Origin of the sequence: Actinopolyspora mortivallis (genome assembly GCF_003001495.1) — a bacterium.
GTDB lineage: Bacteria > Actinomycetota > Actinomycetes > Mycobacteriales > Pseudonocardiaceae > Actinopolyspora > Actinopolyspora mortivallis_A.
In genome coordinates, this window is record NZ_PVSR01000035.1 from 11,661 (window position 1) to 27,940 (window position 16,280).

A 16,280-nucleotide genomic window follows, 5' to 3' on the forward strand; every position below is an offset into this window, starting at 1 on the left:
TTTCCGTGGCGCACCACAATGCGTTCGTGGCGCTTTCTTCGTTTTTTCGAATCGATCGGTGTTGACAGGGTTTCGGGCACCGTGAAATCTTCGTGCCGCTGTTCGGACGGACTTGTTCGACAATTTTTTCCCTTTCGGACGAGTGTTTTTGCCGCTGAGGCGGGAAGGTTGTATGGAATCAACTGTCGCGGTCCCCGTGTATCGGCGAAACGAGGTCGCCCTGACCGACTGCCTGACCCGTTTCGCGACGACACGCGGAAACGCCACCGCGATCACGTTCGTGGACTACGCGGCGAGTCCCGACGGGATCACGCGCTCGTTGACGTACTCGGAACTGCACGACCGGGTGTGCGCCGTGGCCGCACGACTCCGGGGTGGTTTCCGTCGAGGACAGCGAGCGGCGGTCATGGCCCCTCAGGGGATCGAGTACGTGGTCGGTTTCCTGGGGGCGATCCACGCGGGCCTGATAGCCGTCCCCCTGTTCCCTCCGGGCCCGGAGGGAAGGCCCGGCAGGATCGCCTCCGTGCTCGCGGACTGCGAACCCTCCTGCGTGCTCACCGTGGAGGACGAGGACGAGCAACTCGGACGGACGCTGCGGGAGTGCGGATTCCCCGACCTCGAACGCGTGGCCGTCGACGTGGTCGCCGAGCGGGCGGACGGCCAGTACCGGCGCCCGGAGACCGATCCCGGTGAGGTGGCCTACCTGCAGTACACCTCCGGATCGACACGAACCCCCACCGGCGTGGAGATCACCCACGCCAACGTGCTCTCCAACGCCGCGCAGGCCCTGGAGGCCTATGTGGGCGAGGACCCGGGCGCGAGCACGGTGAGCTGGTTGCCCCTGTACCACGACATGGGGTTGGTGCTGTCGGTGGCCGCCCCGCTGGTGGGGGGGATCCACACGGTGCTGATGGATCCGGCCGCCTTCCTGCGGCGACCGGTGCGTTGGCTGTGGCACCTGTCGGTGAACTCCCCGTCCGTGACCGCGGCCCCCAACTTCGCTTTCGACTACTGCGCCGCGAAGGTGTCCGAGAAGGACAGGGCGTGGCTCAGTCTGGACGGGGTCCGCTCGGTGATCAACGGCAGTGAACCGGTGCGACCAGCCACGATGGAACGGTTCAACCGCGTGTTCGCCCCCTGCGGACTGCCCCCCGAGAGCCACCGCTGTTCCTTCGGCCTGGCCGAGGCGACCGTGTTCGTCTCGACCAGCCGGGCGCACCGACAACCGAGGACCGTTCGTTTCGATCGCGTCGCCTTGGGGGAGGGTCTCGCGCGGGTGGCCGAGACGGGAGAGGAGTACAGCGAACTGGTCTCCTGCGGCAGCCCCATCGGGCAACGGGTGGCCGTCGTCGACCCGGACACGCACCGTCCGTTGCCGGAAGGGACCGTCGGAGAGATCTGGGTCAACGGCCCCAACACCGGGCGCGGCTACTGGAAACACGACCCGGCCGAGTCCGCGAGCGTGTTCGACGCCCACCTGGTCGAACCGGGGGAACTACCGGGCAACGGGTGGCTGCGCACCGGTGACCTCGGAGTCCTCCACGAGGGCGAACTCTACGTGACCGGTCGGATCAAGGACCTGATCGTGCTGGACGGTCGCAACCACTACCCCCAGGACGTCGAGGAAACCGTCGAGCGGCACGAGCAGCTGCGCAAACACCACACCGCCGCGTTCCCGGTGACCGTGGACGGAACCGAACGGCTGGTGGTGGCCGCCGAGTACGCGCGTTCCTCTCCGCCGCACCTGCGGAATCCGGAGGAGACCGCGGCGGCGGTGCGCAAGGAGGTGGCCGCCGAGCACGGGATCACGGTGCACGAGGTGCTGCTGCTCGAACCGGACACCGTGCCGCGGACCTCCAGCGGCAAGGTCGCCCGGCAGCTGTGCAAGAGGCGCTACCTGGACGACGAGTTGGGATCCGAGGACGTACATGGCTGATCACTCCGAGATCCGGGAGTGGCTGACACACCGGATCGCCGAGCACACCGGTCAGAGCCCCGCCGATGTGGACACACGACGCCCCTTCGACGAGTTCGGGCTCTCCTCCCGGGACGTGGTGGCCCTGTCCGGGGAACTGGAGAGCCTGGTGAGCAGAGCGCTGCCGTCCACCCTGCTCTGGGAGCACCCGACGGTGGAACGGCTGAGCGAGGCCCTGGCCGGAGCCTCCGCGCCGGACGGGGAGACCACCGCACCGGAACCGGGGGAACCGGTGGCGGTGGTCGGAATGGGCTGTCGCTTTCCCGGGGTGAACGGCCCCGAGGAGTTCTGGCGGTTGCTCACGCGAGGTGCCGACACGATCGGCACCGTGCCCGAGGGGAGGTGGGAGTCCTTCACCGCGGGACGGGAGGAGCCCCTGGAGGGACTTCCCCGGGCGGGTGGCTACTTCGCGGACGTGTCCGGTTTCGACGCGGGGTTCTTCGGCGTGTCACCGCGCGAGGCCGAGGTGACCGATCCGCAGCAGCGCCTGCTGCTGGAGGTGGCCTGGGAGGCACTCGAACACGCGGGCAGTGCCCCCGAGAGGCTGCGCGGCTCGGCCACCGGGGTGTTCGTCGGAGCGGCGGCCACGGAGTACGCGCAGCTCACCGCCGGCAACGTCGACGCCGTCGACGCCTGGACCGGAACCGGGGCCGCCATGAGCGTGATCGCGAACCGGCTGTCCTACCTGCTCGACCTGCGGGGACCGAGCATGACCGTGGACACCGCCTGCTCCTCCTCGCTGGTGGCGCTGCACCAGGCGTGTGCCAGCCTGCGCGCGGGCGAGAGCGTCACCGCTCTGGCCGGCGGGGTGAACCTGCTGCTCTCCCCCTCGGTGACGGCCAGTTTCCACCGGGCCGAAGCGTTGGCCCCGGACGGGCGTTGCAAACCGTTCGACGCCGCCGCCGACGGGATCGTACGCGGCGAGGGCTGCGGTGTGCTGGTGCTCAAACTGCTTTCCCACGCCCGCAGGGACGGCGACGTGATCCACGCGGTCGTCCGGGGCTCGGCGGTGAACTCGGACGGACGTTCGAACGGCCTGATGGCTCCCAACCCGGCCGCGCAGGCCGAACTGCTGCGCGGGGCCTACAGGGCCGCCGAGCTCGACCCCGCCGTGGTGGACTACGTGGAGGCCCACGGGACGGGGACGCTGTTGGGGGACCCCATCGAGGCCCGGGCACTGGGCGAGGTGCTCGGACGGGGGCGGGACGAGACACGGCCGGTGCTGCTCGGATCCGTCAAGGCCAACCTCGGTCATCTGGAGGCCGCGGCCGGTGTGGCCGGAGTCCTCAAAGTGGTGCTCGCCATGCGGCACGGGACGCTGCCTGCCACACCGAACCACCGGGATCCCAACCCGCACATCCCGTTCGAGCGGGACCGTCTCGACGTGGTGCGGAACCGCCGGGACTGGCCGCACTACTCGGGGACGAAACGAGCCGGGGTCTCCGGGTTCGGTTTCGGCGGCACCAACGCCCACGTGGTACTGGAGTCCTGGCCCTTCCCCGCCACGGGCGGGGACTCGGACGACTCCCCCCACGTTTTCGTGCTCACCGGCAGCGACGAACGGAGACTGCGGGCCACGGCGGAACGGACGGCCACCTGGCTCGACGGCCCGGGCGAGGCGACACCGCCGGGGGAACTGGCCGGGGCCCTGCTGCACGACCGCCAGCACCACGCGGAACGTGCCGCCGCGGTCACCGACGACCGGCGGGAACTGGTCCGGCGGCTGCGTTCGCTGGCCGAGGGACGTGACACGGCGACCGTGATCCGCGGACGGGCCGATGCGGCCGAGCGGGGGCCGGTGTGGGTGTTCTCCGGTTACGGTTCGCAGTGGCCGGGAATGTGCCGACAGCTGTTGCGGCGGGAACCGGAGCTCGCCGAGTCTCTCGGCGACCGCGACGCGGACTTCCGGAGAACGGCGGGGTTCTCGCTGTACGAGATGCTCTCCGAGGGAAGCGTTCCGGAAGGGCTCCGCCACGTCCAGTTGGCCCTGTTCGGAACCCAGGTCGCCCTGGCGGAACTGTGGCGTCGGCGCGGTGTGGAACCGGCCGCCGTCATCGGGCACTCGATGGGCGAGGTCTCCGCCGCTGTGGTGGCGGGTGCGTTGGGGTACCGGACGGGACTGCGGGTCATGGAAACCCGCACCAGGCTCCTGGCGGAGACGGAGTCGGTCGGTGGCGGGGCGATGGCGGTGCTGGAGGCCTCCCCCTCCGAGGTCGAGAGCCTGTCCGAATGGTTTCCCGGCGTGGCCGCGGCCGTGCACACCTCCCCGCGCCGGTGCACCGTCGCCGGACCCGAGGACGAGATCGAACTGATCGTGAAACACTTCCAGCGACGGAACCGGATGGCCACGGTACTGGACGTCTCCGGGGCAGGGCACACCCGCGCGGTCGATCCGTTGCTGGAACCGCTGCGCACCGAGCTGGCAGACCTGGCCCCGTCTCCCGCCCGCGTGCCCGTGTACAGCACGGCGGAGGAGGACCCCCGCCACCCGGTCTCCTTCGACGCCTCCTACTGGGCGCGCAACCTGCGCAACCCGGTGCGGCTGGACCGTGCCGTGCGGGCGGCGGCCGCCGACGGTTTCGACACCTTCCTGGAGGTGGCTCCCCATCCGATCGTCTCGGGCGGAGTGGAGGAAACGCTCACCGAGACGGGGGTGAGTTCCCCCGTGGTCGCCTTCAGCTGCCACCGCGACGACGAGGTGACGGCTTTCCGGGAGAACCTCGCACGGCTGCTGGTCGGTGGTCACGTCGACACGCGTCCCACACGGCGACGTGTCCGGGACGTGGCACTTCCCCCCACCGCGTGGCACCACGAGAGTTTCTGGTTCCCGGCGCGGGGAGCACGGCGGGAGTCCGGGGAGCACCCCCTGCTCGGGCGGCGGGCCGAGCTGCCGGACGGTGGGATCGTCTGGCGTGGTGACGTGGGAACGCGGTTCCTGCCGTGGCTGGGGGACCACCGTGTGCACGACACCGGAGTGCTGCCCGGCACGGCCTGTGTGGAGATGGTGCTGGTCGCGGCAGCCGCGGCCGCGCGTCGTGCTCCGCAGGAGCTGACGCTGCGGGAACTGGAACTGGACGAGCTGCTCGTGCTCGACACCGAGGTTCCCGTGACCACCCGTGCCGTCCCCGGCGCGGAGGAGGTGACCGTGGACATCCACTCCGGTTCCCACGAGGAGGGATGGATCCGCCACGCCACCGCCAGGGTCTCCGCGGGGGACGGACGACTCCGGCTGACGACGTGTGAAAGACCGCCTGAGCAGGCCGTGCAGTTGTACTCCGGACTGCGGTCCCTGGGGCAGGAGTACGGTCCGGCCTTCCGCCCGGTGGAGTCGGTTCGTGCCGGCGGGGGACGGGCCGTGGCCGAGCTGGCGTTGCCCTCGGAGGCGGGGTCGGCGGCGGGATTCCGGGCACATCCGGCGCTGTTGGACGGATGCCTGCAGACGCTGGTGGCCGCCGGTCTCGGGCCGGAGAGCCCGCTGGCGGAGACGGAGCTGTGCGTTCCGGTTCGTTTCTCCGAGGTCCGGGTTCGCGATGCCCTACCGGGCCGGATCAGGTGCCACTCCAGGCTGGAGGAACCGGACGGAAGCGGGGAGGTGCGGGGTTCACTGCTGGTGACCGACGACCGGGACCACCCCGTGGCCGAGATCGGACAGGTTCGGGCGCGGGGGGTGGCGGCGACTCCGGTGTCGCGCGAATGCTCCGAGGCCTTCCTGCTGCACCGCTGGAGAGAGCAACCACAGCCGGAACCGCAGGAACGTGCGGGAAGCTGGCTGCTGTTCGGAGCGCCGGACGAGCTGGCCGAACGGCTGCGTGAACTCGGGCAGCGGGTCTCGGTGCGCGGCCCTCTCCGGGAGGAGGTGCCCTCCGAGGCGCTGGACGAACTCGCCGCGACGACCGGGCATCCCCCGCGCGGGGTCCTCGTCGCCGTGGACGGCGACGAGTCGGACTCCCCCATCGGGGCGTCCGGACGGTGGTTGCCGCGCCTGGCGGGGGTGGTCGCCGCGTTGCGGGAACGCTTCGGTGTCACTGTCCGGCTCTGGATCCTCGGCTCGGGGGAGTACCACTCGGCGCTGCGCTCGTTGGTGCGTGTGCTGGCCTTCGAACACCCGGGAGAACACGTCTCGCTCCTCGAAGCGCGGGAGACCCCGGCGCTTTCCCTGGCCCGGGAACTGTGTGCGGACACTCCGGAGGACGACGTCCGCTGGGAAGGACAGCGGCGTCGGGTGGGCAGGCTGTGTCGCGAGACCCGCACGCCCACCCCCGAGGGGTTGCCGGTGCGGGACGGGGCGTACGTGATCACTGGGGGGCTGGGAGGACTCGGTTACACCTTCGCCCGCGAACTGGTCCGTCGGGGGGCGCGGCGCGTGGTGCTCAACGGACGTGGCGCCCCCACACCGGAGCTGCGGGAGGACATGGACCGTCTGCGGGAACGTGGCGCCGAGGTCGTCGTGGTCAACGGCGACATAGCCGCCCCGGCAGTGGCCGAGCGGCTGGTCGCAGCCGCCACGGAGGGGCGGACGGAGCTGTGCGGGGTGTTGCACGCGGCAGGAGTGGTCGAGGACGTGGCCTACACCGACCTGGACGAGCGGACCCTGGAACGGGTGTGGCGCGTCAAAGTGGACGGTGCGCTGCGGCTGCACGAGGCCACGAGGACACTCCGGCCGGACTGGTGGGCGGTTTTCTCCTCGGCGGCGGCCCTGCTGGGGTCCCCGGGGCAGGCCGCCTACGCGGCGGCCAACGGGGCGTTGGACGATCTGGTGCGGTGGCGGCGTGCCCAGGGGCTGCCCGCGATCAGCGTGCAGTGGGGTCCGTGGGGACGGGTCGGCGGGGCCAGCGCGACGTTCTCCGACGTACTTCCACCCCTGGCCCCCGAGACCGGTGTCCGTGCCTTCGAGGCCGCGCTCGGCGCCGAGGACGAGGTGGTCGGTGTGGCGTGGCTGAACGCGACACGGGTGGCCGAGCGTTTCCCCGAGGCGACACGACGCCCCTTCTTCCGCGAGGTGCTCGACACCTCGACGGAGGAGCACACGGGGGTCGACCTCGACCGCCTGCGCGGGCTGGACCCCGACCAGGCGCTGCGCGGGATCACCACGCGCCTGGGCGAGCTGTTGGGGAGGGTCTCCGGTACCGAACCGGGAAGTCTCGACGTCGACACCGCCCTGACCGGACTGGGTTTCGACTCGTTGATGGCGATGCGGGCACGCAACGCCGTGGAGAACGAGTTCGGGGTCACCGTCCCCGCCACCCTGCTGCTGCGGGGAGCCAGTACCGCCGATCTCGCCCGGCACATCGCGGAGCGGCTCGGTGCGCGGACCGTGGAGGAGAACACCGGCGGTGCCGATCGTGTGATCGGCCCCCGGGATGCCACGGAACGCTGGATCGCCCGGTTGTGGCGTGAGGCGCTCGACGTCGACGAGATCGGCGTGGACCGGGACTTCTTCGCCTCCGGCGGGGACACCTCCGCCGCGGAGACGGTCTCCGCCGCGGTCGCCGAGCGGCTCGGCGAGGAGGTCGCCGGACTGTTCGAACACCCGACCGTGGAACGGATGGCCGACCTGGTCCGACAACGTTTCGAGGGCGTCCGGGGACCCGTTCGGTGGTTGCGCGCCGAGGGTGGTGCCACGCCGTTGTTCCTGTTCCACCCGGCGGGTGGTCCCACCAGCGTCTACCTGCCGCTCACGGAACGGCTCGGGCCGGACCAGCCCTGCTACGGCCTGGAACGACTGGACCGTTTCGACACCGTGGAGGACAAGGCCGAGGAGTACGTCGGCCTGATCCGGGAGATCCAACCGCAGGGGCCCTACCGGCTGGGTGGGTGGTCCTTCGGCGGCTGTCTGGCCTTCGAGACCGCGCGCAGGCTGACGGCGGCCGGTGACCGGGTGGAACTCGTGGTGCTCGTGGACACGATCCTGCCGTCGGACTCCGAGCAGTCACGGGACGAGCTGGTCACCCGGCGTTTCGAGCGCTTCGTCGACCACGTGGAACACACCTACGGGGTGTCGCTGCCGGTCTCGCGGGAGGAGCTGGCCGAGCTGGACGAGACCGAACAGCTGGAACGCGTGATGCACGCGCTCGCGGAGTCCGAGGCCGGGATCGGGAGGGGAGTGCTGCGGCACCAGTACACCTCCTATGTGGACGCCCGCATCGCCGAACGCTACCGCCCGGGTCGTTACGACGGGCCGGTGGTGCTCTACCGGGCGGAGCGGGCCGAGCACACCACCACCAAGCTGGATCCACGCTACCTGCGTACGGACACGACGCTGGGGTGGGACGAGTTCGCGGGTGATCTGGAGGTCGTGCGGGTTCCCGGCGACCACCTCTCGATGATCGACCCGCCGCATGTGGAGCACATCGCCGAGCACCTGCGTGGGCTGCTCCGTGACGGGGACCGTCCGGAAGGGGAGTGATCCGTGGTGGATGAGGAGTTCCGGGACACCACGGCGGGACGCATGGCGGAGTTCGAGCAGCGGTACCGAGCCGCCGTGGTCGGGACCGAGCAGCGGGCGCGGCAGAAACAGCACCCGCGTGGCAAGCACACCGCTCGGGAACGGGTGGAGCTGCTCGTCGACAGGGGGTCCTTCGTGGAGACGGGCGAGTTCGTCCAGCACGGCGGCGACTGTCTCGACGAGGAGCAGCGTCGTTACGGCGACGGGGTGGTGACCGGTCACGCCACCGTGGACGGACGGAAGGTGTGCCTGTTCGCCCACGACTTCAGCACGTTCGGTGGGAGCATGGGCGAGGCCTTCGGCGAGAAGGTGGTCAAGGTCCTGGATCTGGCGTTGAAGATCGGCTGTCCGCTGATCGGTCTCAACGACTCCGGTGGGGCGCGGATCCAGGAGGGGGTCACCTCGCTGGCCTACTACGCCGAGGTGGCACGGCGCAATTCCCGGGCCTCGGGGGTGGTCCCCCAGATCTCCGTGGTCATGGGCCCGTGTGCCGGGGGAGCGGTCTACACTCCGGCGTTGACCGACTTCACCGTCATGGTGGATCGCACCTCGCGCATGTTCGTCACCGGTCCCGAGGTGGTTCGCTCCGTCACCGGCGAGGAGATCAGCGCCGAGGAACTCGGCGGTGCCGGCGTCAACGCCTCGTTGGCGGGCAACGTGCACTACGTCGCCGCGGACGAGGAGGACGCCCTCGACTGGGTGCGGACGTTGTTGACGTTCCTGCCGGACAACAACCTCCAGGCTCCCCCGGAGTTCGCCGAGACGGAGGCCGCGCTACCCGCGAGCGAGCTGGACACCCTCGTTCCGGACTCGGCACACCGTTCCTACGACATGCTCCGGGTACTCGGGGCGGTGTTGGACGAGGGCGAGCTGTTGGAGGTCCAGTCCGCCCTGGCACCGAACGTGCTGTGCGGTTTCGGACGTCTGCGGGGGCGCAGCGTGGGGGTGGTGGCCAACCAGCCGATGCACCAGTCCGGGATCCTGGACATCGACGCCAGCGAGAAGGCGGCCCGGTTCGTGCGTTTCTGCGACGCGTTCAACATCCCGGTGCTGACCTTCGTGGACGTTCCCGGGTACCTGCCGGGAAGCTCCCAGGAACGTCGGGGCGTCATCAGGCGTGGGGCCAAACTGATCTACGCCTATTCGGAGGCCACCGTGCCCAAACTGACCGTGGTCACCAGGAAGGCGTACGGAGGTGGCTACGCGGTGATGGGCTCCAAACACCTGGGGGCCGACGTGAACCTCGCCTGGCCCACCTCGGAGATCGCCGTCATGGGTGCCGAGGGGGCGGTCGAGCTGCTCTACCGAGAGGAACTGGCCGAGGCGGCGGCCAACGGTTCGGTGGACAAGGTCCGGGCCAAGCTCCTGGCGGAGTACCGCGAGGAGTTCGCCAACCCCTACGCGGCGGCGCGCCGCGGGTACGTGGACGCGGTGATCAGACCCTCGTGGACCAGGCAGAGACTGGCCACCTCCCTGGAGATGCTGGAGACCAAACGTGAGGAGGGCCCGCCGAGGAAACACAGTACGATGCCGCTGTGACCGTGGTGTCTCCCCGGCTGTGTCCGCCCCGTCCTTCGCGGCCCGGCAGGAGGGCGGATCACTCGGCCAGCCACTCCAGGGGTTCGTCGTGGTCGCCGGTGAGCATGTGGGAGGCACGCAGCACGATTTCCATGTCGAAACGTGATTCGGGGTCGTGCAGCGCCGCCCCGAACAGTTCGTCGAGCTGACGTAACCGGTAGCGGACGGTCTGTGGGTGCACCCGCAGCCGTTGGGCGACCTCAGGAGCCCCGCCCCGGGTCTGCAACCAGCTCAGCAGGGTGGCGGCCAGGCGGGCGCGTTGCTTGGGACGCAGCGTCGCCAGTGGGGCCAGCCTGCGTCTGGCGAGTTCCTTGATCAGCTGTTCGTCCTGCAACAGCAGGATGCTGGAGAGATCGTCGTGGCAGTGGTTGACGTGTCTGTCCGGCCACATTCCCGAACGGATCAGTTCCATGAGCCGGCGGCACCAGCGCAGCGACCTGTTCGCCTGGTCGAGGGGGACGGGAGAGCCCAGCACCACCCGCCATCCGGCGAGTTCCTTCGACCAGTCGATCCGTTCCGGTTCGTCGTGGTCGCTGGGAACGAGCAGGTGCGGCTCGCCGCATTCCAGGTCCACCAGCGCGTTCCAGCCGGACAGCGGATTACTGGTGCTCGGCTGGGTCCGTTCGTACTGTTCCAGTGCCGCCACGGTCACCTTGTCGGGAAGTTTCCACTGCGCGCTCGTGGCCGCCTCCTGGATGCTTCCGGCCGGGGGACGCGGTTCGGACACGAGCAGTTCGAGCAGACGTCTGCGGCGGCGGGCCATCGTGCCCGCCGCGCGGGCCTGGGCGGCGGCGTAGCCTTCCACGGACAGGGCGGTGAGCTCGTCGATGTGGGCGAAGATGGCTTCGCCCAGCAGCAGCGTGGTCCGGGGTGGGATGCGGACTCTCTCGCTCAGGTGGGCGACTCGGCGCCAGGCCAGTCTGGCACCGAGTCGGTAGGCGGCCTGGAGGCTGTCCAGGCTGCGCCCTTCGCGCATCTCCGCCTTGCCGAGCGCGCGGTGCACGTCGGCGCAGCGGTTCAACGGTGTGCTCGGGTCCGCGATGCGTTCGACGAACCGGCTGAGGGCCTCCTCGATTCCCCGTCTGATCGCGTGGACGTAATGTCGGTCCAGTGGTCGGGCGTATTCCGGAATGCGACGTTGGATCTCGCTCAGGATCTGGTTGGCGAGACTGGGAATTTCCGGGCGCAGCAGTGGTGCCAGGTCGTCGGGGAGCGCCGCCCACAGCCGTGTGCTCTCGGTGCTGTTCATCGCCTTCGTCATGACACTCCCTTTCGGAAGGGGCTCGCGAAAACTCTTTCCGATCCGCACCGCTTTCGTGCTACTGATGAGTAATCACTCTAGTGGGGGGCGTGCCACGAACTTAATCACCTGTTTGGGTGAGTACTTTGTCCGTTCGATGTATATGAAAAAAGCTCGTTTTATTGGGTGTGTTCGAAAGGGAAGGCGAGCGCATTCACCCGGATTCGGTCTCAGGAGGACCCGGTGCGAACCCGCCGGAAGGCGCCGAGGAGCCCGTACGGAGGCCGGCCGGAGGGCGTGCGCACGACCCGACATCCGTGACGGACCGTGGCCGTCGGTGTGAGCCGGCCGGTCCCTCACGGGGAGCACAGGAAAAAACCCGCCGAACCGTGTTCTCGTCCGCACACGGCACGACGGGCTTCGCCATCGGTCGGGACGGCGGGATTCGAACCCACGACCCCCTGACCCCCAGTCAGGTGCGCTACCAAGCTGCGCCACGTCCCGTTCGCGCTCTTTCCTTGTGAACTGTGATCAGCCTACACCACGGCGGAACGCCCCTCGCAGCGGGGGTGGGTACCACCCCCGGATGGGCGCGACGAGGACTACGCTGCGCCGTGATGGGAGCTATGGTCGCAGTGATGGGCACACGCAGACCCAACGCTCTCCAGTGGGTCTGGTACACGTTCGGCGGCAAACTACCCGCGCACCTGTCCGAGTGGGTGCTGCACGACGTCACCTGCCGGACCTGGGTGCTGCGCCACTTCCTGCGCGCCCTGACCCAGCTCGCCCCGTTCTGTGTCGTGGTGCTGCTGTTGCCCGGCCCGCTCCACATCCGGCTGAGCTCGATCGTCCTGGGACTGCTCGTGGGCCTGTTCTACTCGGCGAGCGCGATGGTGGAAACCAACGAACACCGGTTGATCAAACACGGCTACCCGCCGGGCATCGGTCGGGAGACCAGGGCCATCTACCGGGACCTGCGTAGAACAGCCCGTGACGAGGCGCGCAGACGGCGGGGGTGGGAGTGATCCCCTCACCCGCCGGGTCCGGTGCGGGTGGGGTCGTGGGCCCCTCGGACGGGGCACACGGCCTCCACTCCCCGTGAGCGGCCCGCCCGAACCCGGACGGGAGGGCGTATTGCACCGGCCGCGATCACCTCCTAGGTTCGGGATCCGCGTGAGCGGCGGCCACGCCGACGGCGGACGGGAACACGGCGGGAAGGCGGACGATGAGCGAGGATTCCGACCACGGGAAGGGCGAGCACGCGAGTCTGGCGCGGCGGCGCGCGGCGGTACTGCCGTCCTGGCTCGACACGCTGTACTCCGAACCGATCGACATCGTGAGCGGCTCCGGCAGACACGTCCGGGACGCCGAGGGCAACAACTACCTCGACTTCTTCGGCGGGATCCTGACCACCATGACCGGCCACGCCGTCCCCGAGGTGACCGAGGCGGTGGCCGCCCAGGCGGGTCGTATCCTGCACTCCTCGACGCTCTACCTGAACCGGCCGATGGTCGAACTGGCCGAACGGATCGCAGAACTCTCCGGCATCGAGGATCCCCGCGTCTTCTTCACCACCAGCGGCACGGAGGCCAACGACACCGCCCTGCTGCTGGCCACCGCCCACCGCTGCTCCAACCAGATCCTGGCGCTGCGCAACAGCTACCACGGTCGCTCGTTCTCCTCGTTGTCCGTCACGGGCAACCGTGCCTGGTCGCCGAGCAGCCTTTCTCCGGTGCAGACGAGTTACGTGCACGGCAGCCGCCGGAGGGGAACCCCCTTCGCCGGGCTCGACGACGCGGAGTTCACCGCTGCCTGTGTGAACGACCTCGAGGACGTGCTGGCCCAGCTGCACGGGAACGTCGCCTGCCTGATCGCCGAGCCGATCCAGGGAGTCGGCGGTTTCACCGCCCCTCCGGACGGGATGTTCGCCCGTTTCCGGGAAGTACTCGACCGGCACGGCATCCTGTGGATCAGCGACGAGGTACAGACCGGGTGGGGACGTACCGGTGAGCACTTCTGGGGGTGGCAGGCCCACGCCGACAACGGCCCGCCCGACATGATCACCTTCGCCAAGGGGGTCGGCAACGGACTGCCCATAGCGGGGGTGGTCGCCCGGGCCGAGGTGATGGAGTCCCTGGAGGGAAACTCGATCTCCACCTTCGGTGGCAGCCCGCTGACCGCCGCGGGTGCCCTCGCCAACCTGGAACACCACCTGCGCAACGATCTGCGGGGCAACGCCCGCGAGGTGGGAGCGGTGCTGCGCGCCGAGCTGTCCGAGGCCGAGGCACTTCCCGCCGTGGGCGAGATACGGGGAAGGGGCCTGATGCTCGGTGTGGAGCTGCTGCGTTCCGACGGTTCCCCGGCTCCGGAACTCGCCGCCGAGACGACCGAACAGGCTCGTGCCCGGGGACTGTTGATCGGCAAGGGCGGACTCGAGGGCAACGTGCTGCGGATCGCTCCGCCGCTGAGCCTGACCGAGCAGGAGGCCAGACAGGGAGCGCGCGTTCTGCTCGAAGCCCTGCGTGTCTCCTGCTGAACGGGTGAGCCCGCCCACCGGGTGTCCGTGGCCTCCGGGGCGGGCACGGATAGGCTGAAACCGGGAAGACCGTGACGGAACCCGTCACGGTTCCCGGAAGCGGACCGAGCCCGGGACCGCCCGCCCCGAGTCCCGTGACCGGGGCGAGGAGCGGTCGTGCGCCCGGGCAGCACCCGACCGGAAGGCCAGTGTTGACACGATCACAGTCCCCGCGACACCCCCGAACCGGCAGCTCCGACGGCGCGGCTTCGCGGGTGAACTCCCTGTTCACCGAGTACCGCACCTTCGTGACCAGAGCGGTTCGGGAACCCTCCACCGTCGGCGCGGTGTTGCCCAGCTCCCCGGTCCTGGCCAGGGAGATGGCCGCGGTGGTGCCGAGCACCGAGCGGCCGGTCGTCGTCGAACTCGGCCCGGGAACCGGAGCGCTCAGCGGGGCGATCGCACAACGGGTTCCCGAGGGGGGAAGACACGTCGCCGTCGAGATCGACCCCGGTATGTGCGAGCACCTGCGTGCCACCCACCCCGGCCTGGAAGTGCTGGAGGGGGACGCCGAGCGTCTGGGGGAGCTGCTGGCCGGGGTGGGCATCCACTCGGTCGACGCCGTGGTCAGCGGTCTGCCCTGGTCGCTTTTCGACGCGGAGTCCCAACGACGTGTGCTGCGTGAGGTGGGCGGGGTGCTGGCCCCCGGCGGAGGATTCACCACGATCGCCTACGCCCATGCGCTCGGGCTGCGGGGGGCCCGGTTGTTCCGCCACCGTCTCGGGGAACTCTTCGACGAGGTGATCACCTCGCGCACGGTGTGGCGCAACGTTCCACCCGCCCGGGTCTACGTCTGCCGCAGACCCGTCCTCCGGGGCTAGGTGCCCAGCCCGGCACCGGCAGCCGAAGCGGCGGTGCCCGGCGGGAACGTCGCTGTGTGTGGCGGGCGGGACGAGCTCCGCGGGATCGGGTTCTCAGAGGGTTCTGACCCGGGGCCACAGCTCGGACCAGCTCACCCTCGGTTGCGTGTAGAGCGTCACCGGCACCCCGCGCGCGATGTTGACCACCCCGTGTCTGCTGGGCACGGTGTCCAGCTGCCGTCGCTGTCCGAAGTGGTGCGTGATCGCGTCCCTCCCGCCCACGTAGAGCATGGCCCGCGCCGAGTCCGGGGGTTGGCCGAAGAACCAGTACCCCCGGTGCGGGCTGTAGACCCCGGGCAGTCCCAGTTCCCGTCCGTGCACGTCCAGCGCCGCGGCTATCGGATAGGTCGAACCGACGATCACGGTGTCCTCGCGCAGCGACTCGGGCAGCTCGGCGTAGGCCTCGGCAGTGGTGTGGGCGAGTTCGTTCCAGCCGGTTTCGTACATGCGGCTGTAGTTGACGATCTCCGGATGCTCGGCCAGGAAGGACAGGGGATAGATCGGCAACATCGCCAGCGGAAGCAGCGCCGAAACCGGGTAGGCCACTCCGGCGAGCCATCCGAAGGCGGTGCCCCGTGTTCGTCCGCGCTGTTGCAGACCGACCGCCGCGGCGGCGAACACCAGCCCGAACAGCCCGGCCGGGTAGTTCGGCCTGCCGCTGACCACCAGGAAGAACCCGACAGTGCCCACCACGGTCCATCCCAGGCAGCGGTACTCGGTGAACTCCGGGCGGCGCAGCAGGACCCAGAGCCCGTAGCAGCACAGCACCGCACCGACGAGCACACCGGAGAACAACAGCGCGTTGGGCAGGAACAGCCACCTGTCGGTCTCGGAAGCCACCACGGTGCCCATGTCCACGGCGGGCCAGCCGTTGCGGTGCTGCCACACCAGCGTCGGCAGCGCGGTCACCAGCACCCCCAGCCCGCCGAACCACAGTGCGGGCCTGGTCAGCAACCGGTGGGGACCCGCCACGGCCACTCCCAGCAGGAACATCACGCAGAGCACGACCACCTGGAACTTCGTCTGCACACCCACGGCGACCACGAGCGCGGCCGCCCACAGCAGCCGGTCCCGGGGAGATCCGAGTGAACACAGCCGGACCCAGCGGGTGAGCAGCCACAGCACCACCCCCCATTCCAACGGTGCGAGGGTGGCCGCGGCGAGCCAGTGCCCGCTGAGCAGCAACCAGGGGGACAGCGCGTAGGCCGCGGCGGCCAGGGTCTGCGCGCGGTGGTCGCCGCCGAGCTCCCGGGCGATCAGGGCGGTGACCACGATCCCGGCCATCGTGACCAGGGCGGGCAGCACGCGAAGCGCCACCAGGGAGTCGGGGAAGACCTCGTCGGACCAGCGGGCCAGCAGCGGCACCAGCGGTTGCTGGTCCATGTAGCCCCAGTCCAGGTGGTACTTGCCCGCCGCGAGGAAGTACAGCTCGTCGGAGAGATAGCCGTAACGTCCGCTGAGCAGCAGCAACAGTGTCCCCGTGGCGCCGGCCAGAGCCAGCACCGGGGTGCGGGCGAACGTGGTCGTCCGGCCGTCCCTCCGTGGGAAGGCCCCCTCCTCCGAGCTGGTCGTCACGGACACGGACACGGTTCCTCCCTCGGTCGAGT

At 69.8% G+C, this 16,280-nt stretch carries 8 protein-coding genes and 1 tRNA gene; 6 read left to right on the top strand and 3 right to left on the bottom strand.

What is annotated here, in order from left to right; genetic code table 11:
- The first annotated feature begins 172 nt into the window (after positions 1 to 172).
- Genes CEP50_RS16025 through CEP50_RS16035 form a run of 3 tightly spaced genes read left to right on the top strand, consistent with a single transcriptional unit; the run spans position 173 to position 9,959 of the window.
- Positions 173 to 1,936, top strand: a complete 1,764-nt coding sequence (locus tag CEP50_RS16025) for a fatty acyl-AMP ligase (RefSeq protein ID WP_106114758.1) — start codon at positions 173 to 175, stop codon at positions 1,934 to 1,936.
- A complete protein-coding gene (locus CEP50_RS16030) occupies positions 1,929 to 8,381 on the top strand; it encodes a type I polyketide synthase (RefSeq protein WP_106114759.1) in 6,453 nt (2,150 codons plus the stop codon). The genes CEP50_RS16025 and CEP50_RS16030 overlap by 8 nt, the downstream gene beginning before the upstream one ends.
- A gap of 42 nt (positions 8,382 to 8,423) precedes the next feature.
- Positions 8,424 to 9,959, top strand: coding sequence for an acyl-CoA carboxylase subunit beta (locus tag CEP50_RS16035; RefSeq protein ID WP_181188416.1), 1,536 nt, complete (start codon positions 8,424 to 8,426; stop codon positions 9,957 to 9,959).
- A 58-nt stretch (positions 9,960 to 10,017) separates the two neighbouring features.
- Here the strand turns inward: CEP50_RS16035 and CEP50_RS16040 are convergent, their stop codons facing one another.
- Positions 10,018 to 11,259: a helix-turn-helix domain-containing protein gene (locus CEP50_RS16040; protein WP_106114761.1), complete on the bottom strand. Its 1,242-nt coding sequence runs from the start codon at positions 11,257 to 11,259 to the stop codon at positions 10,018 to 10,020.
- Between the two features lie 409 nt (positions 11,260 to 11,668).
- Positions 11,669 to 11,742 (bottom strand) — tRNA-Pro (locus CEP50_RS16045).
- 134 nt (positions 11,743 to 11,876) lie between these two features.
- Here CEP50_RS16045 and CEP50_RS16050 point away from each other — a divergent pair.
- From CEP50_RS16050 to CEP50_RS16060, 3 genes are all read left to right on the top strand, one after another.
- The gene (locus CEP50_RS16050) at positions 11,877 to 12,263 is read left to right on the top strand and encodes a DUF5313 family protein (protein WP_106114780.1); all 387 of its coding nucleotides are present in this window, start codon (positions 11,877 to 11,879) and stop codon (positions 12,261 to 12,263) included.
- A 200-nt stretch (positions 12,264 to 12,463) separates the two neighbouring features.
- Positions 12,464 to 13,774, top strand: coding sequence for an aspartate aminotransferase family protein (locus tag CEP50_RS16055; RefSeq protein WP_106114762.1), 1,311 nt, complete (start codon positions 12,464 to 12,466; stop codon positions 13,772 to 13,774).
- Positions 13,775 to 14,028: 254 nt separating this feature from the next.
- On the top strand, positions 14,029 to 14,634 hold the full coding sequence (locus CEP50_RS16060; protein ID WP_106114763.1) for a class I SAM-dependent methyltransferase: 606 nt from the start codon (positions 14,029 to 14,031) through the stop codon (positions 14,632 to 14,634).
- 93 nt (positions 14,635 to 14,727) lie between these two features.
- Here the strand turns inward: CEP50_RS16060 and CEP50_RS16065 are convergent, their stop codons facing one another.
- Positions 14,728 to 16,260, bottom strand: a complete 1,533-nt coding sequence (locus CEP50_RS16065; protein WP_258175323.1) for a glycosyltransferase family 39 protein — start codon at positions 16,258 to 16,260, stop codon at positions 14,728 to 14,730.
- Positions 16,261 to 16,280 lie beyond the last annotated feature (20 nt).

What these genes read in the sequence shown, in the direction of transcription:
- CEP50_RS16025 (WP_106114758.1), top strand. Translation starts at nt 173, where the DNA reads ATGGAATCAACTGTCGCGGTCCCCGTGTATCGGCGAAACGAGGTCGCC.
- CEP50_RS16030 (WP_106114759.1), top strand. Translation starts at nt 1,929, where the DNA reads ATGGCTGATCACTCCGAGATCCGGGAGTGGCTGACACACCGGATCGCC.
- CEP50_RS16035 (WP_181188416.1), top strand. Translation starts at nt 8,424, where the DNA reads ATGGCGGAGTTCGAGCAGCGGTACCGAGCCGCCGTGGTCGGGACCGAG.
- CEP50_RS16040 (WP_106114761.1), bottom strand. Translation starts at nt 11,259, where the DNA reads ATGACGAAGGCGATGAACAGCACCGAGAGCACACGGCTGTGGGCGGCG.
- CEP50_RS16050 (WP_106114780.1), top strand. Translation starts at nt 11,877, where the DNA reads ATGGGCACACGCAGACCCAACGCTCTCCAGTGGGTCTGGTACACGTTC.
- CEP50_RS16055 (WP_106114762.1), top strand. Translation starts at nt 12,464, where the DNA reads ATGAGCGAGGATTCCGACCACGGGAAGGGCGAGCACGCGAGTCTGGCG.